Source organism: Halomonas garicola (assembly GCF_055382465.1).
In genome coordinates, this window is record NZ_AP043931.1 from 2,160,083 (window position 1) to 2,185,690 (window position 25,608).

22 protein-coding genes are annotated in these 25,608 nt (G+C 64.4%); 8 read left to right on the forward strand and 14 right to left on the reverse strand.

The window, feature by feature from the left end; all coding sequences use genetic code 11:
- Positions 1-128 precede the first annotated feature (128 nt).
- Entirely contained in the window at positions 129-596 is a 468-nt protein-coding gene (locus tag ACZ46Y_RS10445) for an outer membrane lipoprotein (RefSeq protein ID WP_311954429.1), read from the forward strand.
- A 97-nt stretch (positions 597-693) separates the two neighbouring features.
- Here ACZ46Y_RS10445 and ACZ46Y_RS10450 read toward each other — a convergent pair whose 3' ends face one another.
- Entirely contained in the window at positions 694-972 is a 279-nt protein-coding gene (locus ACZ46Y_RS10450) for a DUF3566 domain-containing protein (protein WP_464380037.1), read from the reverse strand.
- A gap of 205 nt (positions 973-1,177) precedes the next feature.
- Here ACZ46Y_RS10450 and ACZ46Y_RS10455 point away from each other — a divergent pair, with 205 nt between their 5' ends.
- The gene (locus tag ACZ46Y_RS10455) at positions 1,178-1,678 is read left to right on the forward strand and encodes an FKBP-type peptidyl-prolyl cis-trans isomerase (RefSeq protein ID WP_311954426.1); all 501 of its coding nucleotides are present in this window, start codon (positions 1,178-1,180) and stop codon (positions 1,676-1,678) included.
- A 76-nt stretch (positions 1,679-1,754) separates the two neighbouring features.
- Here ACZ46Y_RS10455 and ACZ46Y_RS10460 read toward each other — a convergent pair whose 3' ends face one another.
- The 4 genes from ACZ46Y_RS10460 to ACZ46Y_RS10475 all read right to left on the reverse strand — a co-directional run bounded on the left by ACZ46Y_RS10460 (position 1,755) and on the right by ACZ46Y_RS10475 (position 6,200).
- A complete protein-coding gene (locus ACZ46Y_RS10460) occupies positions 1,755-2,939 on the reverse strand; it encodes an MFS transporter (RefSeq protein WP_311954423.1) in 1,185 nt (394 codons plus the stop codon).
- 30 nt (positions 2,940-2,969) lie between these two features.
- On the reverse strand, positions 2,970-3,590 hold the full coding sequence (locus ACZ46Y_RS10465) for an NlpC/P60 family protein (protein ID WP_311954420.1): 621 nt from the start codon (positions 3,588-3,590) through the stop codon (positions 2,970-2,972).
- Between the two features lie 157 nt (positions 3,591-3,747).
- Entirely contained in the window at positions 3,748-5,781 is a 2,034-nt protein-coding gene (locus ACZ46Y_RS10470; protein WP_311954416.1) for a YbeU/YbeR family protein, read from the reverse strand.
- A 182-nt stretch (positions 5,782-5,963) separates the two neighbouring features.
- On the reverse strand, positions 5,964-6,200 hold the full coding sequence (locus ACZ46Y_RS10475; RefSeq protein WP_311954413.1) for a GlsB/YeaQ/YmgE family stress response membrane protein: 237 nt from the start codon (positions 6,198-6,200) through the stop codon (positions 5,964-5,966).
- Between the two features lie 223 nt (positions 6,201-6,423).
- On the opposite strand from ACZ46Y_RS10475, the gene ACZ46Y_RS10480 reads away from it, so the two are divergent.
- The 5 genes from ACZ46Y_RS10480 (at position 6,424) to ACZ46Y_RS10500 (ending at position 11,982) form a co-directional block, all read left to right on the forward strand.
- Positions 6,424-7,311 carry an aldose epimerase family protein gene (locus ACZ46Y_RS10480; protein WP_311954408.1) on the forward strand — a complete coding sequence of 296 codons (888 nt, stop codon included), beginning with the start codon at positions 6,424-6,426 and terminating at the stop codon, positions 7,309-7,311.
- Positions 7,308-7,505, forward strand: coding sequence for a hypothetical protein (locus ACZ46Y_RS10485; RefSeq protein WP_311954405.1), 198 nt, complete (start codon positions 7,308-7,310; stop codon positions 7,503-7,505). The genes ACZ46Y_RS10480 and ACZ46Y_RS10485 overlap by 4 nt, the downstream gene beginning before the upstream one ends.
- A 5-nt stretch (positions 7,506-7,510) precedes the next feature.
- Positions 7,511-8,908 (forward strand): YcjX family GTP-binding protein, encoded by a 1,398-nt coding sequence (locus ACZ46Y_RS10490; RefSeq protein ID WP_311954402.1) that lies wholly within the window; start codon positions 7,511-7,513, stop codon positions 8,906-8,908.
- The gene (locus ACZ46Y_RS10495) at positions 8,905-9,963 is read left to right on the forward strand and encodes a TIGR01620 family protein (RefSeq protein ID WP_311954398.1); all 1,059 of its coding nucleotides are present in this window, start codon (positions 8,905-8,907) and stop codon (positions 9,961-9,963) included. The genes ACZ46Y_RS10490 and ACZ46Y_RS10495 overlap by 4 nt, the downstream gene beginning before the upstream one ends.
- Before the next feature lie 78 nt (positions 9,964-10,041).
- Positions 10,042-11,982: an exoribonuclease II gene (locus ACZ46Y_RS10500; RefSeq protein WP_311954395.1), complete on the forward strand. Its 1,941-nt coding sequence runs from the start codon at positions 10,042-10,044 to the stop codon at positions 11,980-11,982.
- A 120-nt stretch (positions 11,983-12,102) separates the two neighbouring features.
- Here ACZ46Y_RS10500 and sucD read toward each other — a convergent pair whose 3' ends face one another.
- The 9 genes from sucD to sdhC all read right to left on the reverse strand — a co-directional run bounded on the left by sucD (position 12,103) and on the right by sdhC (position 23,792).
- On the reverse strand, positions 12,103-12,975 hold the full coding sequence (gene sucD / locus ACZ46Y_RS10505; RefSeq protein ID WP_311954391.1) for a succinate--CoA ligase subunit alpha: 873 nt from the start codon (positions 12,973-12,975) through the stop codon (positions 12,103-12,105).
- On the reverse strand, positions 12,975-14,141 hold the full coding sequence (gene sucC / locus ACZ46Y_RS10510; protein WP_311954389.1) for an ADP-forming succinate--CoA ligase subunit beta: 1,167 nt from the start codon (positions 14,139-14,141) through the stop codon (positions 12,975-12,977). The genes sucD and sucC overlap by 1 nt, the downstream gene beginning before the upstream one ends.
- Before the next feature lie 138 nt (positions 14,142-14,279).
- Positions 14,280-15,719, reverse strand: coding sequence for a dihydrolipoyl dehydrogenase (gene lpdA / locus ACZ46Y_RS10515; RefSeq protein ID WP_311954386.1), 1,440 nt, complete (start codon positions 15,717-15,719; stop codon positions 14,280-14,282).
- A gap of 113 nt (positions 15,720-15,832) precedes the next feature.
- Positions 15,833-17,455: a 2-oxoglutarate dehydrogenase complex dihydrolipoyllysine-residue succinyltransferase gene (odhB, locus tag ACZ46Y_RS10520; RefSeq protein WP_311954383.1), complete on the reverse strand. Its 1,623-nt coding sequence runs from the start codon at positions 17,453-17,455 to the stop codon at positions 15,833-15,835.
- A 60-nt stretch (positions 17,456-17,515) separates the two neighbouring features.
- On the reverse strand, positions 17,516-20,344 hold the full coding sequence (locus ACZ46Y_RS10525; protein WP_311954381.1) for a 2-oxoglutarate dehydrogenase E1 component: 2,829 nt from the start codon (positions 20,342-20,344) through the stop codon (positions 17,516-17,518).
- A gap of 216 nt (positions 20,345-20,560) precedes the next feature.
- Positions 20,561-21,271 (reverse strand): succinate dehydrogenase iron-sulfur subunit, encoded by a 711-nt coding sequence (locus tag ACZ46Y_RS10530; protein WP_311954378.1) that lies wholly within the window; start codon positions 21,269-21,271, stop codon positions 20,561-20,563.
- Positions 21,272-21,297: 26 nt separating this feature from the next.
- Positions 21,298-23,070 (reverse strand): succinate dehydrogenase flavoprotein subunit, encoded by a 1,773-nt coding sequence (gene sdhA, locus ACZ46Y_RS10535; RefSeq protein WP_311954376.1) that lies wholly within the window; start codon positions 23,068-23,070, stop codon positions 21,298-21,300.
- A 3-nt stretch (positions 23,071-23,073) separates the two neighbouring features.
- On the reverse strand, positions 23,074-23,421 hold the full coding sequence (gene sdhD / locus ACZ46Y_RS10540; RefSeq protein ID WP_311954373.1) for a succinate dehydrogenase, hydrophobic membrane anchor protein: 348 nt from the start codon (positions 23,419-23,421) through the stop codon (positions 23,074-23,076).
- The gene (gene sdhC / locus ACZ46Y_RS10545; protein WP_311954371.1) at positions 23,415-23,792 is read right to left on the reverse strand and encodes a succinate dehydrogenase, cytochrome b556 subunit; all 378 of its coding nucleotides are present in this window, start codon (positions 23,790-23,792) and stop codon (positions 23,415-23,417) included. Before sdhC ends, sdhD begins: the two co-directional genes overlap by 7 nt.
- Positions 23,793-24,282: 490 nt before the next feature.
- Between sdhC and gltA the strand changes: the two genes are divergently transcribed.
- Complete coding sequence (gene gltA / locus ACZ46Y_RS10550) at positions 24,283-25,572, forward strand: citrate synthase (RefSeq protein ID WP_311954369.1); 1,290 nt, start codon at positions 24,283-24,285, stop codon at positions 25,570-25,572.
- Positions 25,573-25,608: the final 36 nt, after the last annotated feature.

Genomic DNA, 25,608 nt, shown 5'->3' on the forward strand with positions numbered 1-25,608 from the left:
CCGCCCGCCGAGCACGTCGGGCTGTTCATGAACAGCGTTTCGGCCTATGCTGCACGCCGTAAAGACGTCTTGAGCGACGGGCTTTATCCTATTACGCTGCACATAACATACTGACTGGAGAATGTGCCATGAAACGACTACTGCCCGTTGCCGCGATCAGCCTGCTGACCCTTGCCGGCTGCGTTAACACCTCGCCCTACTCCGGCGACGTTTACAGCGGCAACCAGGCGAAAAGCAGCCAGAACGTTACCTACGGCACCATCCAGGCCGTGCGCCCGGTTCAGATTCAGGCGGACAGCCGCACCGGCGGCCTCCTCGGCGGCGGCACCGGCGCGCTGATCGGCGGCGTGCTGGGTAATCAAGTGGGCGGCGGCAGCGGCAAGAAGATTGCCACCGCTGCCGGGGCCATCGGCGGCGCCATGGCGGGCACCAAGGTGGAAGACAGCGCCAACCGCATCAACGGCGTTGAGCTTGAGATCCGCACCGATGCCGGTAACGACGTGGTCGTGGTACAAAAAGCCGACCGTCGGTTTGAGCCCGGACAAAAAGTTCGCCTGATCGGCAGCGGCTCCAACGTCAGCGTCGCGCCTTACTAAGCCGGCTACGCGCCCTCTTGAGGCGCGTACCGTCGCGGTAACGAAAAACACCGGCCAAAAGGCCGGTGTTTTGCATTCGGTCGGGGTCTTTTGCGCCTCAGGGCATCTTCTTGCCCGCCACGCTTGCTACCTTGGCAACGATCAGCGCGATAATGCCAAGCAGGATCACCACCAGCAGCACGTCGATCGGGCGCACCAGCGCCGTTGCCCCTAGCACGGCAATGGCGGCGACCCAGATATAGCGGTTCTTGCCGTGGCTTTTCAGCATCGCGGTGAGCATCTTGTCGATGCCCTGGCTGACGCCGTCGTTCCAGCGCTTGTTGGCAAAATAGAAGATCAAGGCAAAAGCAATGACCCAGATGACAAAGATTGTCATAGACAGACTCCAGGAGGCAGTAGGTCGGACGTCAAAAGCCGAACGTCAACGGGATAAGTGGCGCTAGGGTAGCTTTGCTCTTTGAACGGCGCAATAGCGCCGGGAAATCGCGTCAAGGAAAATCCCCGCGAGCACTGACATCGGGTCCGTTTCCGCGTTACCATCCGCCGACACGTTTCCAATGCATTCACCGAAAGGTTCTTTCATGCAAATTGCGCAAAACTCGGTCGTCGCATTTCACTACACCCTGACCAACGATGCAGGCGAAGTGCTCGACAGCTCCGAAGGCCGCGAGCCGCTTACCTACCTGCACGGCACGGGCAACATCATCCCCGGGCTGGAAAAGCAGCTGGAAGGCGCCTCCCCCGGCGAAAAACTCAACGTCAGCGTAACGCCTGAGGAAGGCTACGGTGAAGTCCAGGAACAGCTGATGCAGGAAGTCCCGCGCGATGCGTTCCAGGGCGTGGAAAACGTTGAGCCGGGCATGCAGTTTCAGGCCCAGACCGAAGGCGGCCCGCTGATGGTCACCGTCAAGAAGGTCGAAGGCGACACGGTCGTGGTAGACGGCAACCACCCGCTGGCCGGCCAGAACCTGACGTTCGACGTTGAAATCTCCGAGGTCCGCGAAGCCAGCGCCGAAGAAATCGAGCACGGCCACGTGCACGGCGAAGGTGAAGGCGAAAGCGAAGGTAACGCCGAGCAATAAACGCCGGCATGGCGGGGCTTTCCCCGCCAGGGACACGACAAAGCGGCCCTTTTGGGCCGCTTTTTTTATCGCCGACTTATGGCTGGCGGCGCTCTACCCGGCGTAGCCAGGTCGCGATGGCAAACGTCACCGCAAACAGCAGCCAGGAGCCAAGGGTGACGCCGGCCCAGCCGTCCCACAGCCAGAACGGTTCCAGCCAGAAACCGCCAAGGCTTGCCCCGGTGTAATAAAACACCAGATACAGCGCCGAGGCGCTGCCCCTTGCCCGCTGGGCGTTGCGCCCCACCCAGGCGGACGCCAGCGAGTGGGTGAGAAAAAAGCCGAAGGCGTTAACGGTCAGCCCCAGAATGACCAGCATCAGCGAATCGGCCCGGGTCACGGCGGTGCCGGCGCACAGCAGGGCAACGCCTGCCATCATGCAGCGCGCCGGAGAAAAGCGCCCCGCCAGCCGGCCGGACAGCATGGAGCCCAGGGTGCCGCTTAGATAAGTCAGGAACAAAAGCCCCAGGCTGCTCGCCGCCAGGCTATACGGCGCCTGGGCGAGCCGGAAAGTGATGTAGCTGTACTGGTTGATAAACACCATGAAGTTGATGCCGCCAAGCACATAGGCCCCCAGCAGCACCGGCGTGCGCAGGTGCTGGTAGAGGTCAACCGCGGCGGTCTTTACGTGAAACGGCTGGGCCACAAACGTCCGGCTTTGCGGCAGCAGGCGCCAGAATACTGCCGTGCCGGCCAGCGTCATGAGGCCCACGACAATGAAGGACGCCGACGCCCCGCCCAGGTCCGACACCAGGCCACCGACTACCCGCCCGCTGATGCCGCCCAGCGAGTTGGCGGCAATATAAAGCCCCACGGCGCCGGCAAGCGCCCGCTTGTCGAACGTATCCGCCATCCAGGCAATGGCCACCGCCGGCAGCCCGCCGAGCACAAACCCCTGCAGCAGACGCAGCGCTAACAGAGCAGAAAAGCTCGGCGCAAAGGCCAGCACAAGGGAGCCGATACCTGCCACCAGCAGGCTGTAGCGCATGATGCCTTCGCGCCCGATGGCGTCCGACAGCGGCCCGAATACGACCAGCGCAAAGGCCAGCGACAGCGTCGCTGCCGACATCACGAAGCTGACCGCAAGCGTGGAGACGCCGTAGGTCCGGTGCAGCTCGGGCAGCAGCGGCTGGGGAACGTACAGGTTGATGAAAACGAGAAACGAGCCGAGGCACAGCGCAAGCGTAGCGCGCCACCAGGCCGGCGTATGGATTTCGATCATAAAGGGCGGCTCGACCCGGCGGTCAAAGCGTCACAGTACACGGCTGAGCTGGGCCATTTGTGGGCCTTCAAGGGTGCGGCGCGACTGCCAGTAGTAGCGCTGCCAGTAGGTATTATCCAGCTCCGATATGATCACGCCCCGGGACGTGGAGGCGTGGAGAAAGTGGCCGTCGCCGACGTAAATGCCCACGTGGCGGCTGCCCGGCGGGCGGAAAAACACCAGGTCGCCGGCGCGCAGGTTGCGACGCTTGATCGCATGCCCCTTGTTCACCAGCCCCCGGGTCGTTCGCGGCAGGGAAATATCGAACGTATCGCGGTAGACGTTCTGCACCAGCGCCGAGCAGTCCACCCCGCTCTGGGTCGTGCCGCCCAGCCGGTAAGGCGTCCCCGACCAGCTGTCGTGCTGCTCCATCAGCGCTCGGCGGATCACCAGCGGCGGCGAGTTCTGCCGCCGCGACAGCGCCCCATCAACCGGCGACATCATCGCCTCACCGTTTTGGGCCATGCTCGGCAGCGACATGGCAAAGTAGTCATCCGGCGGCTCGGTGTCCTGGGCGCTGGGGGTGCCGGCACAGCCGGCCAGCACCAGGGTAAGCGTCAACACGCAGGCGTCACGGGTGCCCCTGAGACAGTGAGATGGCGCGTCAGCCATACGGCAGTCCTCATCCAACGATAGAAAATGCCCGGCGGCAACGGCACGACTTTCCACAGTCACGGGCCGCAGTCTCGGGCAGAAAAGGCTCAGCGGATATTAGTATAAACGAAAGGCCCTTGTATAAGCGATCACTACGAACCGGCTCCCGGCGCTATCAGTGCAGCGTCCGCCGATCCCCCGGAAGCGTATCGATATGCAGCGGGGCAAAGTGGCGCGGCCGGCCGCCGGGGAAGTCCAGGCTGGCCCAGGCGCCTGCCAGCACCGGCGCGCCGCAGCACCAGGCGACGAGAGCATGGCGCAGCCCGGCCAGAAAGCTTTCGCGCTCGCCGGTCTCCCCCATGAAAAAGGAAAACCCGGTGTACAGGCCTTCGGCGTACTCCTGCCAGCCGCCGTAGTGGTTTTCGGCCAGGGCATAGGCGCGCTCGAGAATCCGCGCCAGCTGCGCCGGGTCGAGCCAGCCAAGCTCGCGTCCGGCAATGGCCAGGTCTACCGTCTGGGCAATGTCCCAGGCGGCCATGTCGCATTCGTTGCAGCCGTCCTCGTTGTCGCGCACCCGCTCCAGGCGCAGCCGGTGGTTGCGCTCCTCGACGTCGCTGTCGCCGGTTTGCAAGACGGCAATTTCATCGTCCAGCCGCGCCCGGTTGAGCGTGTACGGCGCATAGTTGATCTGATACTCCTGGCGGTCGCCGGCTTCCAGCATGGTATCGATAAAGCCGCGCAGCTCCTCGGCGTCGTGCAGCTGGTAATGCTCTTCCACCCAGGCGCGGATGGACTCGCGCTCCCGGGGGCTTTCCGGCTCCGGCTGACGCCAGGCGGTGCTGTTCAGCGGCCCCACCAGCGCCATGGCGGTGAAGTGGCGAAGCGAAGGGCGCTCGCCGGGTTCCTGCCAAGCGCCGGGCTGCCAGTCGACCCAGTGGAACACGCTGCCCGGGTCGTTCAGATGCCAGGCGATGTCGTGCTCAAGCCCGGCCTGGTCGGGCTCGGGCAGGCAGCGCTCCCAGGCAAGCCAGGCCTCCAACAGCCGGGTGGGGGTGGCATAAAAATGGCACAGGCAGCTTTTCAGCGACTGCCCCAGCGCCAGCAGCGCCGCCTCGTCGAAGCGCCGGCTGTCCATGGCGGTATGCAGATAAAAGGCAAACTTCTCCGCCATGTGCACGGTAGCCGCGTGGCGGCTGGCCTGGCCCAGCCGGCCGCGCTCGGCAAGCGCCTCCCGGGAGGGTCGACCAAACGGCGTACGCGAAGGCGCATGGAGGCCGTGGGTGGCATCCGCCGCCATCTGGTTGAGATGGTGCGCCTGGGCCGGGAGCCAGTAGCGCCCGAGCGCCTCGGCTCCCTCGTCGGCATAAAGCTCCAGGGCGTCCTCGAGGTAGCGCTCGGCTTCCCGGCGCTGGGGCTCGGGCAGCGGCAGGCCGGGTTCGCGCTGGCGCAGCGTAAGCTCGGGGTCGCGCACGCCGGCTATCGCCTGCAGCCAGTGGGCAAGCGTGGCGCGATAGCTGCGCATGGCCGCGCGCGAGGCCTCCCGGCTGGCGGGCTCCAAAAGTACCGCCAGCGCGCGCTGCCAGGGTAGGCCCGGCGTCTCAAGCGCCGCCGGGGGCTGAATCGCCGGGTCCAGCCCCCGGCAGTCGGCGCCGACAAACAGGCTGAGCCCGCGCAGGTACGCCGCAAGCACCGGCTGCCAGTCGTCATAGCGGGCGTGGAGAAGCTCGGCGGCGTGGCCGGCGAAGTGCTCCGCCTCGGCCTCGGTCAGGTAGCCGCAGCAGGCTCCGGCCCAGGCTAGCTCCGCCAGGCGCAGCCAGTCCCACGCCGCCCATTCAAGGGGCTCGCCCGCGGCCACCCAGTCGGGCAGCAGCACGGCATGGGGCGCGTCTTCCGCCGGCGTTTGCTGCTGCCATTCAAGGCGTTTGGGCACGCTCATGGCCTTGAGCCCGGCGGCATCGATATCCCAGCGCTGGCGCTCGCCCTGGGCGGCAAGCCACAGCATGGCGTCCACCAGCGCCTCTCGGGTATCGATCTGCCATGCCTGGGCCAGCCAGAGGTCAGGGTCGGGCCAGCGGCCCCCGGGCGTGGGGCAGGCAATGCCCAGGTGCCAAAGGTCTTCGCTTGTGGCGGCGGGCAGCGGGCAGGCGCGGTCGCCTGCCGTGCAAAGTTCCAGCTGTTGCCCCCACCAGGCATGTAACGCGTCGAGCAAAAGATTCCCCTATTAAGCACCACGGGCCCGCCAGAGCGGCCGGCACAACGGCGCCTAGTGTAACGGGGCGCGTACGGTAACGGAAAGCGTCATCGGGACCGATGCCGCAAACGCCATCGCCCGGCAGGGCGCCGGGCGATGAACGGGCCTGAGCCCGGTTAAGTAATAAGGTCAGCGGGGCGCTATCGCACCTTGCTCACCACCCACAGCAGGACGGCCGACCCCACCACGGCGGTGACCAGCGAGCCGATGAAGCCGCCGGCGCTCAGCCCCAGCAGGCTGAACAGAAAACCGCCGATGATCGCGCCGACAATGCCCACCCCGATATTACCCAGAATACCGAAGCCGCCGCCGCGCATCAGATTGCCCGCAATCCAGCCGGCAAGACCGCCGATGATCAACCACGCTAGAAAACCCATAACCGTCTCTCCTTGTGTCGTTATCGACAGGGTGCTAGTGAACGCGAAAGGTGAACAATGCATCCCGCTTGTCTTACCATAGCAGACGACTTAAGGTGCCTTGCATGCGCTCACCGATCAATGCCCCGCGTAGTCATACGGGGCTCATGCACGCTATTTCCGCAATTCCTTTTCCCTTGCAGGGCGCTCGGCACCCACTCAACGACGATCACCAGGACGCTTCATGATCCCCGATTCGCTTCAAGAGCGGCTTGACGCCACCGACGACCAGCAGACCCTGACTTGGGAAGGCCGCGAGCTGGTGCTGTTCAATCAGCCCTGGGGGCAGCTGGCCGTAGCGCTGACCGGTGCCCAGGTGGTGCACTTTAAGCCGGCGGGCGATACGCCCTGGCTGTGGCTCACCCCCACGCCGGCGGCGGCGCCGGCCACGCTGCGCGGCGGCATACCGCTGTGCTGGCCGTGGTTCGGCGACGAGCGCTACGCCGACGAAAGCCCCAACCGCCAGGGGCCCTTTCACGGTACGGCGCGGCTCGCCCCCTGGCGTCTGGACGGCGTCGACGAGCACGAGGAAGGCATCGAAGTGCACCTCTCGCCGGAAGAGCGCCTGCACGGCCGGCTGACCGTCCGAGTGGTGATCCAGGCCAACGCGCGGCGCCTGCACGTCGAGCTGATCAGCGAAAACGTCGGCGACGCCCCGGTCAAGACCAGCGCCGCCCTGCACACCTACCTCGCCGTCGACGACGCTTTCGCCTGCCGGCTTGAGGGTCTGGCCGGCGCCCGCTATCTGGACAAGCACCAGGGCTTTGCCGAAGGCGAACAGCAGGGCACCCTGGCCCCGAGCGGCGCCGTTGACCGTATCTACCACAGCAACGCCGCGGTGCGCGTACATGACGGCAGACGCACGCTGCTCGTGGCCAAGGATCAGAGCGACTCCACCGTGGTCTGGCACCCCGGCGAGGCGCCGCCGGATGACACCTCTCCCGCCGCGGCGCGGGGCTTTCTCTGCGTGGAGGCGGCCAACACCCGGCTCGACCCGGTGTGGCTGGTGTCCGGCGCCCAGCACCTGCTGGGGACCACCCTCACCCGCCCGCCGGCGGAGGGCACGGTATGAACCTTTCGCTTCTGATCGATGCGTTTTCCATGGTGTTCAACATCATCGGCATGGTGCTCGGCGTCGGCGGGCTGCTGCTCGCCCAGCGTTCGATCCGGCGCTGGCCGGGCTACAGCATGACCGCGGCGGGCTTTTTGATCGCCACGCTGCCGTTCTGGTACCAGCTCTTTACCACCCTGACGGGCACGGAATAGCGCCCGTGGCCGCCCTACACGACACCCTGGGCCGGGAGCTTGGCAACCTGCTGGAACGCGGCCGCGACCGCCAGCTGCGCCTGGCCGTCACCGGCCTTTCCCAGGCGGGCAAAACGGCCTTTCTGACCTCGCTGGTCAATCAGCTACGCCACGCCGGCGTGGAAGCCCGGCTGGACCTGCTGCCCGCCGCCCGCGACGGCCGCCTGCTGGGCGCCCGGCGCCTTAACCAGCCGGACCTGGGCGTGCCGCGCTTTCCCTACGACCCGGCCATGCAGGCGCTGAGGGAAACGCCGCCGCGCTGGCCCGACCCCACCCGGGGCATCAGCGAGCTGCGCCTTGAGCTGCGCTACCGCCCGGCACGCGCCGGCTGGCTGCGCGGGGCCGCCTCGCACCTGACGCTGGATCTTTTCGACTACCCCGGCGAATGGCTGCTGGATCTGCCGCTGCTGGACCAGGACTACTACCAGTGGTGCCGCACCCGCCCCTTTGATCAGGGCGAGCAGCGCCGGGAGGTGTTTGCCGAATGGCTTGCCGCCGCCGAGCAGCTCGACCCCGCCGCCGAGGCCGACGAAGCGGTGCTCGCCGAGCTGGCCGAAGCCTACGCCAAGGGGCTTAAGCGCGCCAAGCAGCTGGGCTTTTCGCAGCTGCAGCCGGGGCGGTTTCTGCTCCCCGGGGAGCTCGACGGCGCGCCGGTGCTGCAGTTCTTCCCCCTGCCCCACCTCGAGCAGCCCCGGGACGAGCTCGACGCCCTGCCCGACACCAGCGTTTACGCGACCCTTGCCGCGCGCTTTCGCTACTACCAGAAACAGGTGGTGCAGCCCTTCTACCGCGAGCACTTTCGCCGCTTTGACCGCCAGATCGTGCTGGTGGACGTGCTCGGCGCCCTGAACGCCGGGCCGGAGCGCTTCGAAGACCTGTCTCGGGCGCTTGGCGAGCTCATGCAAAGCTTCAGCTACGGCAAGCGCAGCCTGCTGCGCCGGCTGTTTACCCCGCGTATCGACCGGCTCGCCATCGCCGCAACCAAGGCCGACCACGTCACGCCCGACCAGCACGACAACCTGGTGACGCTGCTCAACACCCTGCTCAAGGAGCCGCTCAAGGACCTGCGCTTTGCCGACGTGCCGGTCAAGGCGCTGTCGCTGGCCGCCATCCGCGCGACTCAGCCGCGCGAGGTCAACCAGGGCAAAACGCGCCTGCCGGCGCTGCGCGGCACCACGCTTGAAGGAGAGGACGTGCTGGTGTATCCCGGCGACGTGCCCGCCGCGCTTCCCGACGCCGCCTTCTGGCAGCGCCAGGGCTTTGACTTTCCGCGCTTCCGCCCGATGCCCGAGGTGTCCGGTGCGCTGCCGCATATCCGCATGGATGCCGCCATCGACTGGCTGATCGGAGACAAGCTGACATGACCTCGCCCAGACCGCGCCGGCACTTCCACCTCGACGGCGAAACCGTTGCCACCGCGCAAGCCCACCGCGACGATACCCTGCGCGGCACCTACCGCTTTGACGACACCGCCCGGGAGCAGCCTCTCAAGGACGACGCGGCCAGCCGCGACGCTCTGCCCGAACAAAGCCTGGGGACGCCGCGCAAGCGCCGCTGGGGGCTTTTGTTCACCCTGGCCGGCTGCGCCGCGCTGGGCACCGCCGAGTTTGTCACCGGGCTGCCCGACGCCCTCACCGGCGCCCGCTGGCTGGACGCCGCCTGGCGGCTTTTCGGCATCGGCGTCATCGGCGTTGGCAGCGCGGCCATGCTGCGCGAGCTTTTCCGCCTGCGCCGGCTCAAGCGCCACGACAAGCTGCGCGCCGCCCTTGCCGCGCTGCCTGGCCGCTCGCCGCGCCAGGCCCGCAGCCTTGCCGACCGGCTGCAGACCCAGCTTAAGCTCAGCGACGACGATCCGCACTGGGCGACTTTCACCGCGGCCCGGGAGCCCCACCACAGCGGCGAGGAAACGCTTGCGCTGCTCGACCACCACCTGCTTGCCCCCCGCGACCGCGAGGCCCGCCGGCTCATTTCGCGCATGTGCGGGGAAACCGCCGTCATGGTGGCCGTGAGCCCCCTGACGCTTGTTGATATGGCGCTGGTCGCCTGGCGCAACCTGGCCATGGTCGACCGCCTGTGCCGGCTTTACGGCCTGGAGCTTGGCTACGCCAGCCGCCTGCGGCTGTTCAAGACCGTGCTTTCCAACATGGCCTTTGCCGGCGCCAGCGAGCTTGCCACCGACGCCGGCATGGATATGCTCTCCCTCGACGTCACCGGCCGGCTCTCGAGCCGGGCCGGCCAGGGGCTCGCCGTGGGGCTATTGAGCGCCAGGCTCGGGCTGCGCACCCTGCGCCTGTGCCGGCCGCTGGCCTTCGCCCCGGGGCAGCAGCCTACCCTTGGCGACCTGCGCCGGGACTTGTGGCTCCAGCTGCGCCGGCTCGATAAAAGCCCCGGCGCGGACGATAACGCGACCCCGCCCTGAGCAAAACCGCCGCGCGATTGGCGCCATCGCCCCGAATCCGTATAGTGGCAGCCTACCCTCGCCAACCGATTGAGCCTCATGTTGCAGAACAACTCCATGCTTGCCCAGCTCAAGCAGCAGATTCGTGACACCACGCCGCGCGTTGAAGGTGTCATCAAAGGCACCGACCGCGGCTTCGGCTTTCTGGAAACCGACGACGGTGAATCCTATTTCGTCCCGCCGCCCGCCATGAAGCAGGCGATTCACGGCGACCGCATCGAGGCCGTGATTCATGAAAACGGCGACAAGGTCTCCGTCGCGCCGGAAACGCTCATCGAACAAGGGCTCGACCGCTTCGTCGCCCGGGTGCAAAAGCGCGAAGGCCGCCTGGCCGTGGTACCCGACCACCCGTCGATCCGCAACGTGATCAAGGCACGCATCAAGCGCGGCCTGGACGAAGACAGCATCGCCGACGGCGACTGGGTGGTCGCCCGGCTGGTGCGCCACCCGATGAAAAAGGACGACCGCAGCTTTTTCGCCCAGATCGACGAGCTGGTCGCCAAGAGCGACAACCCGGCCGTGCCCTGGCGCGTCACGCTTGCCCGCCACGCGCTGGAGCAGGAATGCCCCGACGCCGGCAGCGAGTGGCCGCTGCACGAAGAAGGCCTGGAGCGCGAAGACATCACCGCCATGCCCTTCTTCACCATCGACAGCGCCTCCACCCGGGACATGGACGACGCCCTGCACGTCACCGAGCGCGAAGACGGCGGCTGGCGCATGAGCGTGGCCATTGCCGACCCCACGGCCTACGTCGACGAAGAGCACGCCGCCGACAAGGAAGCCCGGGTGCGCGCCTTTACCGTTTACCTCCCGGGGCAGAACGTGACCATGCTGCCCGAGCAGCTGGCCGACGATCTGTGCTCGCTGCTTGAGGGGCAAGCCCGCCCGGTGCTCGCCTGCACGCTGGACGTCAACGCCGACGGCAGCCTGGGCGACTACCGCTTCTTCGCCGCCAACGCCATGTCCCACGCCAGGCTTTCCTACGACAACGTCTCCAACTGGATCGACGGCGAAGGCGACTGGGCGCCCGCTGATGACATCGCCCCGCAGCTCACCGCCCTGCGCGAGCTGACCGAGGCACGCACGCGCTGGCGCGAAGAGCACGCCCTAGTGTTCAGCGGAAGCCCGGACTACGAGTTCGAGCTGGACGAAGCCGGCAACGTGCTGGGGATTCACGTCGAAGAGCGGCGCATCGCCAACCGCATGATCGAAGAGTCGATGATCGCGGCCAACGCCTGCTGCGCCGACTATCTCGCTACCCACGTCGGCCACGGCATTTTCAACGTCCACCGCGCCTTCGAGCCGGAAAAGGCCGAAGACGCCCAGGCGTTTCTCGCCGAGCAGGACATCAACGTCGACACCGAGGCCCTGCTTGAGCTGCCGCGCTACAAGGAGCTCAAGCGCGAGCTGGAAGGCCGCGAAGACGCCTGGCTCGACGTGCGCCTGCGCCGCTTCCAGGGCTTTACCCGGATGTCCGCCCTGCCCGGCCCGCACTTCGGCCTGGGGCTTGCCGCCTACGCCACCTGGACCTCGCCGATTCGTAAGTACGGCGACATGGTCAATCACCGCCTGATCAAGCACGTGCTCAAGGGCGAACAGGCGCCGGCCGAGGCAAGCGAAGCGCTCACCGATCAGCTCACCGAGCGCCGCCGGCTCAACCGCATGGCCGAGCGCGACGTCAAGGACTGGCTCTACGTGCGCTACCTGACCCCGGACGCCGAGGCCCAGACGACCTTCGACGCCGAGATCATCGCCGTGAACCGCGGCGGCATGCGCGTACGCCTGACCGACAACGGCGCCACCGCCTTTGTCCCCGCGCCGCTGATGCACAGCGACCGGCGCAAGGTGGTCATCGACGACAAGGAAGGCCGCATCCAGATCGAAGACGTCGAGCGCTACAAGCTTGGCGACAGCGTGCGCGTGGACCTGGTCGAAGCCCGGGAAGAAACCCGCTCGCTAGTGGCGCGCCCGGCGGAGTAAACCGCCGCGCGGCTGTCGACGCCGGCCTTTTAGCCCACGAAACAAAACCGCCCGGACCTTGAAAAGGCCCGGGCGGTTTTTTATACGCCTGGCTAAAGCAGTGGTCTTACAGCAGCCTGCTTACCAGCCGGTCACGGCCTTCAGCGCATCGCCGATGCCCGCCAGCGAACGCACGGTCTTGACCCCGGCGTCTTCCAGCGCGGCGAATTTTTCATCCGCGGTGCCCTTGCCGCCGGCGATGATCGCCCCGGCGTGGCCCATGCGCTTGCCGGGGGGAGCGGTCACGCCGGCAATGTAGGAGACCACCGGCTTGGAGACGTTGTCCTTGATGTAGGCCGCCGCCTCTTCTTCCGCGGTACCGCCGATTTCACCGATCATCACGATGGCTTCGGTTTTCGGATCGTTTTCAAAAAGCTCGAGCATGTCGATGAAGCTGGAGCCCGGAATCGGATCGCCGCCGATGCCCACACAGGTGGACTGGCCAAAGCCGTGATCGGTGGTCTGCTTGACCGCTTCGTAGGTCAGCGTGCCCGAACGCGAGATGATGCCCACGCGGCCCGGCTGGTGAATATGACCGGGCATGATGCCGATCTTGGACTCGTCCGGGGTGATCACGCCCGGGCAGTTGGGGCCGATCAGAGTGACGCCCAGCTCGTCGCATTTCACCTTGGACTCGAGCATGTCGAGGGTGGGAATGCCTTCGGTAATGCACACGATCAGCTTGATGCCGCCGTTGGCCGCCTCGATGATCGAGTCCTTGCAGAACGGCGCCGGCACGTAGATCACGCTGGCGTCCGCGCCGGTTTGCGCAACGGCTTCCTTCACCGTGTTGAACACCGGCAGGCCCAGGTGCTCCTGGCCGCCCTTGCCCGGCGTGACGCCGCCGACCATCTGGGTGCCGTAGGCAATGGCCTGCTCGGAGTGAAAGGTGCCCTGACCGCCGGTGAAACCCTGGCAGATGACCTTGGTGTGCTTGTCGATGAGGATGCTCATTACTTGCCCTCCGCCGCGTTGACGACCTGCTCTGCCGCGTCGGTCAGGCTGGTCGCGGCGATAATGTTAAGACCGCTTGACGCCAGCTTTTCCGTACCCAGCTCGGCGTTGTTACCTTCCAGGCGCACGACCACCGGCACGTTGACGCCCACTTGCTCGACGGCGCCGATGATGCCTTCGGCAATCATGTCGCAGCGCACGATACCGCCAAAGATGTTGACCAGCACCGCCTTGACGTTGTCATCCGAGAGAATGATCTTGAACGCCTCGGCCACGCGCTCCTTGGTCGCGCCGCCGCCCACGTCGAGGAAGTTGGCCGGCTTGCCGCCGTTCAAGTTGACGATGTCCATGGTGCCCATGGCAAGGCCGGCGCCGTTGACCATGCAGCCGATGTTGCCGTCGAGAGCGACGTAGTTCAGCTCCCACTTGGCGGCGTCGGCTTCGCGCTCGTCTTCCTGGGACGGATCGCGCATGGCCTGCAGGTCCGGATGGCGGTACAGCGCGTTGCCGTCCAGATTGACCTTGGCGTCCAGGCACAGCAGATCGCCCTCGCCGGTGATCACCAGCGGGTTGATCTCCAAAAGCGCCAGATCCTTGTCGTGGAACAGCTTGGAAAGACCCAGAAAGATCTTGGTGAACTGCTTGATCTGGGCGCCTTCAAGCCCCAGAGCAAACGCAAGCTCCCGGGCCTGGTACGGCTGGGCACCGACCAGCGGGTCGACTTCCGCCTTGAGAATCTTCTCCGGCGTTTCCTCGGCGACCTGCTCGATTTCCACGCCGCCTTCGGTCGACGCCATGAACACCACCCGGCGGGTGGTGCGGTCCACCACGGCGCCCAGGTACAGCTCGGAGGCGATATCGGTGCCGTTTTCCACCAGAATCTTGGAAACCGGCTGGCCCTTGGCGTCGGTCTGATAGGTCACCAGGTTCTTGCCCAGCCACTGCTCAGTAAAGGCTCTCGCCTCTTCCGGGTCCTTGATCAGCTTGACGCCGCCGGCCTTGCCCCGGCCGCCGGCGTGTACCTGGGCCTTGACGACCCACTGCTCGCCGCCGATTTTCTTACAGGCGTCTACGGCATCTTCCGGGGTGTCCACGGCAAAATTCCTGGACACCGGCAGACCATAGTCGGCAAACAGCTGTTTGCCCTGATACTCGTGAAGGTTCATCGCTTCATGCCATTGGTTGCATGTGACTCGAACGATGGGCGACGTTCGTCCCCCATCCCCGCGCCCTGGCCGCGCGCTTCAAGTGCACGGCCAGGGCCTCACGTCACCCGCAGGTGGCGCTTCTTTACCTGAACTGGATCACTTACGCTTCTTGCGGTTGGCCATGTGGATGGCGTGTCCGTCAACGGCCAGCGCCGCTTCGTGGACCGCCTCGGACATGGTCGGATGCGCGTAGCAGGTAAGCGCCAGGTCTTCGGCGCTGGAGCCGAATTCCATGGCGATAACGCCCTGGGCGATCATCTCGCCGGCGTGCTGGCCGACGATGTGCAAACCGAGAATACGGTCGGTCTTGGCGTCGGCAATGACCTTGGCGCTACCTTCGGTAGCGTTGTTGGCCATCGCCCGGCCGCTGGCGGCAAACGGGAAGTTACCGGTCTTGACCTCGAAGCCCTGGTCCTTGGCCTCCTGCTCGGTAATGCCAACCCAGGCAATCTCCGGCGCGGTGTAGATGACGCTGGGAATGGCGTCGTAGTTCACCTCGGCCTTCTGGCCGGCGACGATGTCCGCCACCATGATGCCCTCGTCGGACGCCTTGTGCGCCAGCATCGGCCCGCGCACGCAGTCGCCGATGGCGTAGACGCCGGGCACGCTGGTGCGGCACTGGTCGTCCACGGTGATCATGCCGCGCTCGTCAAGCTCAACCTCTACGCCGTCGGCAATCACCCCTTGGGTATAGGGCTTGCGGCCGACGCAGACGATCAGCTTATCGAAGGTCATTTCCTGCTCGCCGTCGGCGTCTTCGTACTTGACCACGACTTCTTCGTCCTTGACCTCGGAGCCGGTGACCTTGGCGCCCAGCCGGATATCCATGCCCTGCTTTTTGAGCAGCTTCTGGGTCTCCTTGGCGATGGCGCCGTCGACCATGGGCAGGAAAGTGTCCATGGCTTCAAGCACGGTGACCTCTGAGCCCAGGCGGTTCCATACGCTGCCAAGCTCCAGGCCGATAACGCCGGCGCCGATGACGCCTAGGCGCTTGGGCGTTTCCTGAAACTCAAGCGCACCAGCGGAATCGACGATCAGCCCTTCGGTGAGCGGCGTCGGCGGAATTTCCACCGGTACCGAGCCCGCGGCCACCACGATGCTGTCGGCTTCGTAGGTCGCTTTCTTGCCGTCAAAGTCGGTGACTTCCACCTGCTTGTTGCCGGTCACCTGGCCGGTGCCGTCAATGGCGGTCACGCCGTTGGACTTGAACAGCCCGGAAATGCCGCCGGTGAGGTTTTTGACGATCTTGTCCTTGCGCGCCATCATTTTCTTGACGTCCATGGACACGTCGCCGCCGACGATGCCCAGCTCGTCGAAGTCGTCCCGGGCTTCAACGAACTTGTGCGTGGTTTCCAGCAGCGCCTTGGACGGGATGCAGCCCACGTTCAGACAGGTGCCGCCGTGGGATACCTTGCCCTGCTTGTCCTGCCATTTTTCCACGCAGGCGGTTTTCAGCCCCAGCTGCGCTGCGCGAATGGCGGCAACGTAACCACCGGGGCCGGCACCAATAACAATCACATCAAACTTGTCAGCCATATTGGCTCCTTTGTTCGGGCCGCCTCGCCCCGATAGAGCGAGGGCTATCTTGAATAAAGTGTCTGAACGCGTCAGGCCTTCCTGCGTGCCCGGCCCTGCGTCGAAGGCACAGGCTATACGTTAAGCAGCAGGCGTGCAGGATCTTCCAGCAGCTCCTTGATCGCTACCAGGAACTGCACGGCGTCCTTACCATCGATCATGCGGTGGTCATAGGATATCGCCAGATACATCATCGGCCGTATTTCCACCTGGCCGTCTACCGCCATCGGGCGCTCCTGGATCTTGTGCATGCCCAGAATGGCCGTTTGCGGCGGGTTGAGAATCGGCGTGGATAAAAGCGAGCCGAAAATGCCGCCGTTGGTGATGGTAAAGGTGCCGCCCTGCATCTCGTCGATGCCAAGCTTACCGTCACGCGCGCGCTTGCCAAAATCGCCGATGGTTTTTTCCACGTCGGCCATCTGCATCTGGTCGGTATCGCGCAGCACCGGCACGACCAGGCCGCGGTCGGTAGACACGGCAACGCTGATATCCTGATAGCCGTGGTAAACGATCTCTTTACCGTCGATAGAGGCGTTGACGTCGGGGAAGCGCTTGAGCGCCTCAGAGGCCGCCTTGACGAAAAAGCTCATGAAGCCGAGCTTGACGTCGTGGGCTTTCTGGAACCGCTCCTTGTACTCGGCGCGCAGCGCCATGATCGCGCTCATGTCCACCTCGTTGTAGGTGGTCAGCATGGCGGCGGTTTGCTGGGCCTCGACCAGGCGCTTGGCGACGGTCTGGCGCAGCCGGCTCATGGGCACGCGCTTTTCCGGGCGCTGGCCTTCTACCGGCGCGGGCGCTGCCTTTGCCGTCGCCGCGGCGTCCGCTTTCTTCTGCTCGCCGCCGGACTTGGCCGCGCTGCCGTCCTTGAGCGCTTTCTGGACGTCTTCCTTGAGAATCCGCCCGCCCTTGCCGGTGCCTTCAAGACGCGATACGTCCAGATCGTTTTCCGCGACCATCTTGCGCGCCGCCGGCGCCAGAATCTTGCCGCCGAGATTTTCGTCGGCGCTGTCATCGCTTTCGCCGTGGGTGTCAGTCTTGGCGGAAGAGGCCTTGTCATCCCGGCCTTCATCGCCGCCGTCCGCGTCGCCGGCCCCTTCGGTAAACAGCGCCAGCACCTCTTCGGACTCGACCTGGCTGTCGGCTTCTGCCTTGATTTCGGTAAGCGCGCCGTCGGCCGGGGCCACGACTTCAAGCACCACTTTGTCGGTTTCGATCTCGGCCAGCACTTCGTCGCGCTTGACCGCTTCGCCGACCTGCTTGTTCCAGCTGGCTACCGTGCCTTCCTGCACCGACTCGGGGAACGACGGCGCCTTGACCTCGTGCTGCTTGCCGCCGCTCTTGGCCGTGCCAGCCTGCTTGCTATCGCCGCCCTTGGCCTTCGACGACGTGTCGCCGGACGCCTCGTCATCCGCCTTTTCCTGCTTACCGCTTTCTTCCTTGCCGCTGCCACCCTTGGCAGCGCCCGCGTCGAGCTTGCCCAGCAGCTGCTCGGACTCGACGGTCTCGTCTTCATCGACGAGCACGTCGCTTAACGTGCCCGCTTCCGGTGCCACCACTTCAAGCACCACCTTATCGGTTTCAATTTCCACCAGCAGCTCGTCACGCTCGACGCTGTCGCCGGGCTTTTTGTGCCAGGTGGCAACCGTGCCCTCGGCCACGGATTCCGGAAAATTTGGTGCTTTGATTTCGGTAGCCATGTCGCTTCCCCTTAATGTGTTCGCTAAACCGGTGTGACTCACACCCTAAACAGGCGCTGATTACAGGTTGAAGGCGTCTTCGACCAGCCGGCGCTGCTGCTCGGTGTGCACGGACATATAGCCCGCGGCAGGCGCGGCAGAGGCGGGACGACCGGCAAACTTCAACTTGCCGCCAAGGCCTTCACGCAGCCTTTCGGCAACGGCGCGCATGTGGTGCTGACTGGGGTACCAGGCCCCCTGGTTCAGCGGCTCTTCCTGACACCAGACGATATCTTCCACGTGCGGATAGGCTTTCAGCACCTCCAGCAGTGCATCCTGGGCGAAGGGATACAGCTGCTCGATACGCACGATCGCCGTGTCGTAGCGCTCGTTCTCCTCGCGCCAGGCGGCAAGATCGTAGTATACCTTGCCGGCGCACAGCACCACGCGGTTGACCTCTTCCGCCACCAGGTCCGCCTGGTCGGCGATCACCATGTGGAACTCGCCGTAGGCCAGGTCTTCCAGGGTCGAGGTAGCCGCCTTGTGGCGCAGCAGCGACTTGGGCGACATCACCACCAGCGGTTTTCTCAGCGGACGGATCACCTGACGGCGCAGCAGATGGTAAATCTGGGCCGGCGTGGTCGGCACGCACACCTGCATGTTGTTTTCCGCGCTCAGCTGCAAAAACCGCTCGAGGCGCGCCGAGGAGTGCTCGGGACCCTGGCCTTCGTAGCCGTGGGGCAGCAGCATGGTCAGCCCGCACAGCCGGCCCCACTTGGTTTCGCCCGAGGAGATGAACTGGTCAATCATCACCTGGGCGCCGTTGACGAAGTCGCCGAACTGGGCCTCCCAGATCACCAGGTCGTTGGGCGCGGTGGTGGCATAGCCGTACTCAAAGGCCAGCACGGCCTCCTCGGAGAGGAAGGAGTCGTGGATGGTAAAGCTCGGCTGGCCGTCGCTGATATTTTGCAGCGGCACGTAGGTGCTGCCGTCCTTCTGGTTGTGCACCACGGCGTGGCGGTGGGAGAAGGTGCCGCGCCCCGTGTCCTGTCCGGTGAGGCGGATCGGGTGCCCCTGGTCAAGCAGCGTGGCGTACGCCAGGGTCTCGCCAAAGCCCCAGTTGATGGGCGTTTCCCCCGCCTGCATCTTGCGCCGTTCGCTGTAGATCTTTTCCACCTGCCGCTGGGCCTCAATGCCCTCGGGAATATCGCACATGCGCTCGGCCAACAGCTGCATGCGCTGCATGTCAAAGGTGGTATCGGCGTAGCCGGTCCACTCATGCCCCAGGTACGGCTGCCAGTTGACGAACAGCGCCTCGTTGGGCTTTTGCACCAGGGCGTTGGCCACGTGATTACCGGCCATCAGATCGTCGCGGTACGTCTCCTCCATGGCGTCGGTATCGTCCTTGCTGACGACGCCCTGTTTGACCAGACGATCGACGTAGAGCGACCGCGCCGAGGCGTGCTCCTTGATCTTGGTATACATCATCGGCTGGGTACCGGACGGCTCGTCGGCTTCGTTGTGGCCGCGGCGGCGGTAGCAGACCAGGTCGATGACCACGTCTTTCTTGAACTGCTGGCGATAGTCGAGCGCCACCTGGGTGGCATGGAGGACGGCGTCGGGATCATCGCCGTTGACGTGGAAAATCGGCGCCTGCACCATTTTGGCGATGTCGGTGCAGTATTCGGTCGAGCGCGCATCCAGCGGGTGCGAGGTGGTAAACCCGATCTGGTTGTTGATCACGATATGCACGGTACCGCCGGTGCGGTAGGCGCGGGTCTGGGACATCTGGAATGTCTCCATCACCACGCCCTGGCCGGCCAGAGAGGCGTCACCGTGGACGTTGATCGGCAGCACCTTTTCGCCGTTGGGATCCTGACGGCGGTCCTGGCGCGCGCGCACCGAGCCTTCCACTACCGGGGCGACGATTTCCAGGTGCGAGGGGTTGAACGAGAGCGCCAGATGGACTTCGCCGCCCGGCGACATGACGTTGGAGCTGAAGCCCTGGTGATACTTGACGTCACCCGAGCCGCGTTCGATCACCTTCTTGCCGTCGAACTCGTCGATCAGGTCGGCGGGGTTCTTGCCAAGGATATTGACCAGCATGTTCAAGCGCCCGCGGTGGGCCATGCCGATGACGACTTCCTTGGCGCCGTAGCCGCCCGCCCGCTGGATCAGCTCGTCCATCATGGGGATGAAAGTCTCGCCGCCTTCCAGGCCAAAGCGCTTGGTCCCGGGATACTTGGAGGCGAGGTAGTTTTCCAGCCCTTCGGCGGCGGTCAGGCGCTCAAGCACGTGCCGGCGCACCTCGTCGCTGAATTTGGGCGCGCTGCGTACCGATTCGAAACGGCGCTGCAGCCAGCGCTTTTCTTCGGTATCGACAATGTGCATGATTTCGCAGCCGATGGAGCGACAGTAGGTGCGCTCCAGGGCGTCGACGATATCGCGCAGCGGCGCCTTGTCGATACCCAGAAAAAACGACCCGGTCTGAAACTCGGTGTCCATGTCGTCTTTGGACAGCTGATGGAAGGACAGATCAAGGTCGGGGACGGGGGTGGGGTCACGCAACCCCAGCGGGTCAATATCGGCTTTCTGGTGCCCGCGAAAGCGGTACGCGTTGATCAGCTGGAGCACCTTGACCTGTTTTTTACCGACGTTGTCGTCGGCGGTAACGGCGCCTGAGCGCTGCTCCTGGCCCAGCTTGTAGAACTGATCGCGTACGGGGGTCAGCGGCACATCTTCTTCGGCGCCGCCGTCGGGCCTGGGCAACTCATCAAAATAGCGACGCCACTCGTCGGGAACGGCGTCTGGGTTGTCAAGGTACTGCTCAAATAGCGCTTCCGCATAGTGAGCGTTGCCGCTGCTCACGTGGGAGGAACGCCACATCAACTCCATTATGCCTTGTTGCATCTCTCGGTCACCCTGCACTGATGGGGTGGTATCGCTGCGCCGAGCGCGCGGCGACATCGTGATTGCGTAAAACGGTGCGACGTCGCGCCGCACCGCTTAATGGGCCATGATAACAAGCTACGCGCTGCGGTTTAAGTGGCTGCCGTGCAACTTGATGCAGCAAGCCGCATCATTTGGGCTGCACGACCCGGGCCACACAACCGTAGGGCAGCCGGGCTAGGTCGCCTCGGCTACCAGCATTTCGCGAATCTTGCCGATGGCGCGGGTCGGGTTCAGCCCCTTGGGACAGAACGCCACGCAGTTCATGATGCCGCGGCAGCGGAATACCGAGAACGGGTCCTGAAGGTCGGTCAACCGCTCCCGTGTCGCGGTATCCCGGGAATCGGCGAGAAAGCGATAGGACTGCAGAAGCCCCGCCGGGCCAACAAACTTGTCGGGGTTCCACCAGAACGACGGGCAGGCCGTGGAGCAGCAGGCGCACAGGATGCACTCGTACAGGCCGTCGAGCTTTTCGCGGTCTTCCGGCGACTGCAGCCGCTCGATGGTGGGCTCGGGCTCGTCGTTTTGCAGGTACGGCTGAATGCGCTCGTACTGCTTGTAGAAGATCGCCATATCCACGACCAGGTCGCGGATAACCGGCAGGCCCGGCAGCGGGCGCAGCGCTATCTTGCCTTTTTTCACCACGTCGGAAAGCGGGGTGACGCAGGCCAGCCCGTTCTTGCCGTTCATGTTCATGCCGTCGGAGCCGCATACCCCTTCGCGGCAGCTGCGGCGAAACGCCAGGCTGGAATCCTGCTCTTTCATCATGTGCAGAACGTCCAGCACCATGACGTCGCGGCCTTTTGTATCGACCTGAAACTCCTGCATGTACGGCGCAGAATCGGTTTCAGGATTGTAGCGATATATCGATACCTGAAGATTGGACATCGTGACTCCCTCTCGTCTGCGCGTAATCAGTAAGTACGGATCTTGGGTTCGAACGTGTCGACGGTCTTGGGCGTGAAGTTGACGTCGCGCTTACCCAGCCGCTTCTCGGCGGGGAAGTAAATCGAGTGCTTCAGCCAGTTGACGTCGTCACGGTCGGGATAGTCGTAGCGCGAATGCGCGCCGCGGCTTTCCTTGCGCTCAAGCGCAGAAATCGCCGTGGCTTCGGCCACTTCCATCAGGTTATCCAGCTCCAGCGCCTCGACCCTGGCAGTGTTGAAGGCGTTGGACTTGTCCGGCAGGTAGGCGTTGTCGATCCGCTTGCGCAGCTCGGCCAGACGCTTGACGCCTTCCTGCATCTTCTGCTCTTCGCGGAATACGCCGAAGTCGGTCTGCATGATGTCCTGCAGGGCGCGCTTGAGCTCGGGCACGGACTCGCCGTCGCCGGACTCGTTCCAGCGCTCCAGACGCTTCATCGCCGCCTGGATATCCGCCTCGTTGGCGTCCAGGTACTCGATGCCCTCGTTCAGCGCGCTTTCGATGAACTTGCCCGCCGAGCGGCCAAAGACCACCAGGTCCAAAAGCGAGTTGCCGCCCAGGCGGTTGGCGCCGTGAACCGAGACGCAGGCCACCTCGCCACAGGCAAAGAGGCCGTTGATCACGTGATCGTTGCCGTTTTCGTCCTGCTGGATCGCCTGGCCGTGCACGTTGGTGGGAATACCCCCCATCATGTAGTGACAGGTCGGCACCACGGGGATCGGCTCGTGTACCGGGTCGACGTGGGCAAAGGTCTTGGACAGCTCGACGATGCCGGGCAGGCGCTTGCTGAGCACCTCTTCGCCCAGGTGGTCAAGCTTGAGGAAGACGTGATCGCCGTCATCGCCGGCGCCCTTGCCGTCGAGCATCTCCATGACCATGGAGCGGGCGACGACGTCGCGGCTGGCAAGGTCCTTGGCGTTGGGCGCGTAGCGCTCCATGAAGCGTTCGCCGTCCTTGTTGATCAGGTAGCCGCCTTCGCCGCGGCAGCCCTCGGTGACCAGGGTGCCCGCGCCGTAGATGCCGGTGGGGTGGAACTGCCACATTTCCATGTCCTGCATGGGGAAGCCCGCCCGCAGCGCCATGCCGATGCCGTCGCCGGTGTTGATCAGCGCGTTGGTGGTCGAGGCGTAGATGCGCCCGGCCCCGCCGGTGGCAAGCACCGTGGCCTTGGATTTGATGTGCGCCACTTCGCCGGTTTCGATGCACATGGCAATGCAGCCCACCACGTCACCGTTGGCGTTTTTCACCAGGTCAACGGCGTACCACTCGTTAAGAAAGGTGGTGTTGTTCTTGATGTTGTTCTGGTAGAGCGTGTGCAACAGCGCGTGCCCGGTACGGTCGGCCGCCGCGCAGGTGCGCGCCGCCTGGCCGCCTTCGCCGAAATTTTTCGACTGGCCGCCGAACGGACGCTGGTAGATACGGCCGTTGTCGAAGCGCGAAAACGGCAGGCCCATGTGCTCAAGCTCGAATACCGCTTTGGGGCCTTCGGAGCACAGGTATTCCGCCGCGTCCTGGTCGGCAATGTAGTCGCTGCCCTTGACCGTGTCGTACATGTGCCAGCGCCAGTCGTCCTCGGGGTCAGCCGCGCCGATAGCGCAGGTAATGCCGCCCTGGGCCGAGACCGTGTGCGAACGTGTGGGAAACACCTTGGACAATACGGCGGTTTGCTTGCCGGACTTGGCCAGCTCCAGCGCCGCTCGCAGACCGGAGCCGCCGCCACCGATGATAATGGCGTCAAATGTCAGGCTACGCAGGTTAGACATGAATCAGGCTCCCCACAGAAGTTGAATGCCCCATACCAGGTAGGCAAAGATGGCCAGGATGATCAGCATCTGGACACCCATGCGCTGGTAGGTGGACTTGAGGTAATCGGTGGTCACGGTCCACAGGCCGACCCAGGCGTGCGCCGCCAGGGAAATAAAGGCGAGCAGCGAGAAAATCCGCATCCAGGTCTGCTCGAACAGGCCGCTCCAGGTGTAATAGTCAAGGTCGGGATGAAACAGCAGATAGGCCACGATGAATACCGTGTACACCGCCAGTACCACGGCAGACACGCGCTGCATGACCCAGTCGGAAACGCCGTTGCGACTGAAATTGGTGACGCTGGTTACCATATCCACACTCCTGCCAAAATGATCAGTACGGCGCTGATAACCACGGTGGCCTGCGCCTTCTGGATGCCGCCTTCATGGGTCACGCCGATATCGGCATCCATGAACAGGTGCTTGATGCCGGCCACAAAATGAAATGCCAGGGCCGAGACCAGCCCCCAGGCAATCAGCTTGGCCAGAAAGTTGCTGGCCAGGGCGTCGCTGACCGCATCAAAGCCCGCCGGCGACGACAGCGATTTGCTGAGCGCCCAGAAGGCAAAGATCAGGCCCACAAACAGGATGACGCCGGTGATGCGGTGCACAATTGACGTCAGTGCCGGCAGGGGGAAATGAAACGTTGTCAGATCGAGATTTACGGGTCGTTTGCTATTCACGGCTCTATACACACTCTCTTGGCCCGCTCGGCGGCGATCGGGCGTAGCCCGGGCGGGCGGTGATGGCTGGAAGGGCTCGGCCGTTGCCAAGTCGAGCACACCGCCCTTGCTACCGGCAGTGCGCTGCACGAATTATATGAATCTGAGCGCTGGCTGACAAACCAAACCCTGCGTGACTCGACCATGGTGCAAGATATCGGCACTAGGTCGCTGCTGCTAAAAAGCGCATAATGGCCCGGCCGTCCGGCCCCGCTAGCGCATCGCTTGCAGGCAGGCGCGGACGACGCCGCACCGGCGGCCACCGGCCCAATCATAGACAAAAACTGTGCCATATCACAGTTTTGTACAGCAGCGCGGCTCTCGCCGCCACCCTTGGCATTTCGGCTAATTGACAATCTTTCGGGCCCTTTTATAGTGGATTGGCTTTTTTCCCCGGCGCGCAAACCACCGCAATCTCGTACGTCCCATCCGAATTCGAAAGGAGGCCAGCATGGCTGACAGGAAAGCAACACTGACGGTAGACGGTCTGGACAAGTCGATTGAACTGCCCGTCTACTCAGGCGCCCTGGGCCCCGACGTCATCGACGTTCGCGGCCTGGTCGGCGAAGGCCTGTTCACCTATGACCCCGGCTTCATGGCAACGTCTTCCTGCCAGTCCGCCATCACCTATATCGACGGCGGCCAGGGCATGCTGCTGCACCGCGGCTACCCCATCGGCCAGCTGGCCCAGCACTCCAACTTCGTCGAGCTCTGCTACACCCTGCTGTTTGGTGACTTGCCCAACGACGACCAGTACGCCGAGTTCCAGGCGCGCATCCGCAACCACACCATGGTTCACGACCAGCTCAACAACTTCTTCAAAGGGTTCCGCCGGGATGCGCACCCGATGTCGATCCTGTGCAGCGTGACCGGCGGGCTTGCGGCCTTCTATCACGACCACATGGACATTTCCCGCGAAGAAGACCGCGTCATCAGCGCCGTGCGCCTGATCGCCAAGATGCCGACCATTGCCGCCATGGCGTACAAGTACAACATCGGCCAGCCGTTCAACTCGCCGCGCAACGACCTGAGCTACGCAGAAAATTTCCTCTACATGATGTTTGCCACGCCCGCCGAGGAATACCAGGTCAATCCGGTCTACGCCAAGGCCATGGACCGCATCTTCATGCTCCACGCCGACCACGAGCAGAACGCCTCGACCTCGACCGTGCGCATGGCGGGCTCGACCGGCGCCAACCCGTTCGCCTGCATCAGCGCCGGCATTGCCGCCCTCTGGGGGCCGGCACACGGCGGTGCCAACGAGGCGGTGCTCAAGATGCTCGACGAGATCGGCGACGACTCCGAAGAGAACATCCAGCGCTTTATCGACAAGGCCAAGGACAAGGACGATCCGTTCAAGCTCATGGGCTTTGGCCACCGCGTCTATCGCAACTTCGACCCCCGCGCCCGGGTGATGAAGGAAACCTGCGACGAAGTGCTCGAAGAGCTGGGCCTGGCCGATGACCCGCAGCTCAAGATCGCCAAGCGCCTGGAGCAGATCGCGCTGGAGGACGACTACTTCATCGAGCGCAAGCTCTACCCCAACGTCGACTTCTACTCGGGCATCGTCCTCAAGGCCATGGGCATTCCGACCAACATGTTCACCGTGATCTTTGCCGTCTCGCGCACCATCGGCTGGATTTCCCACTGGCACGAGATGCTCAGCGACAGCTACAAGATCAACCGCCCGCGCCAGCTCTACACCGGCCATGACCAGCGGGACTATCCGCAGAAGAAATAACGCGCCGCAGAAGAACGTGCGTTTCTGCTACCACAA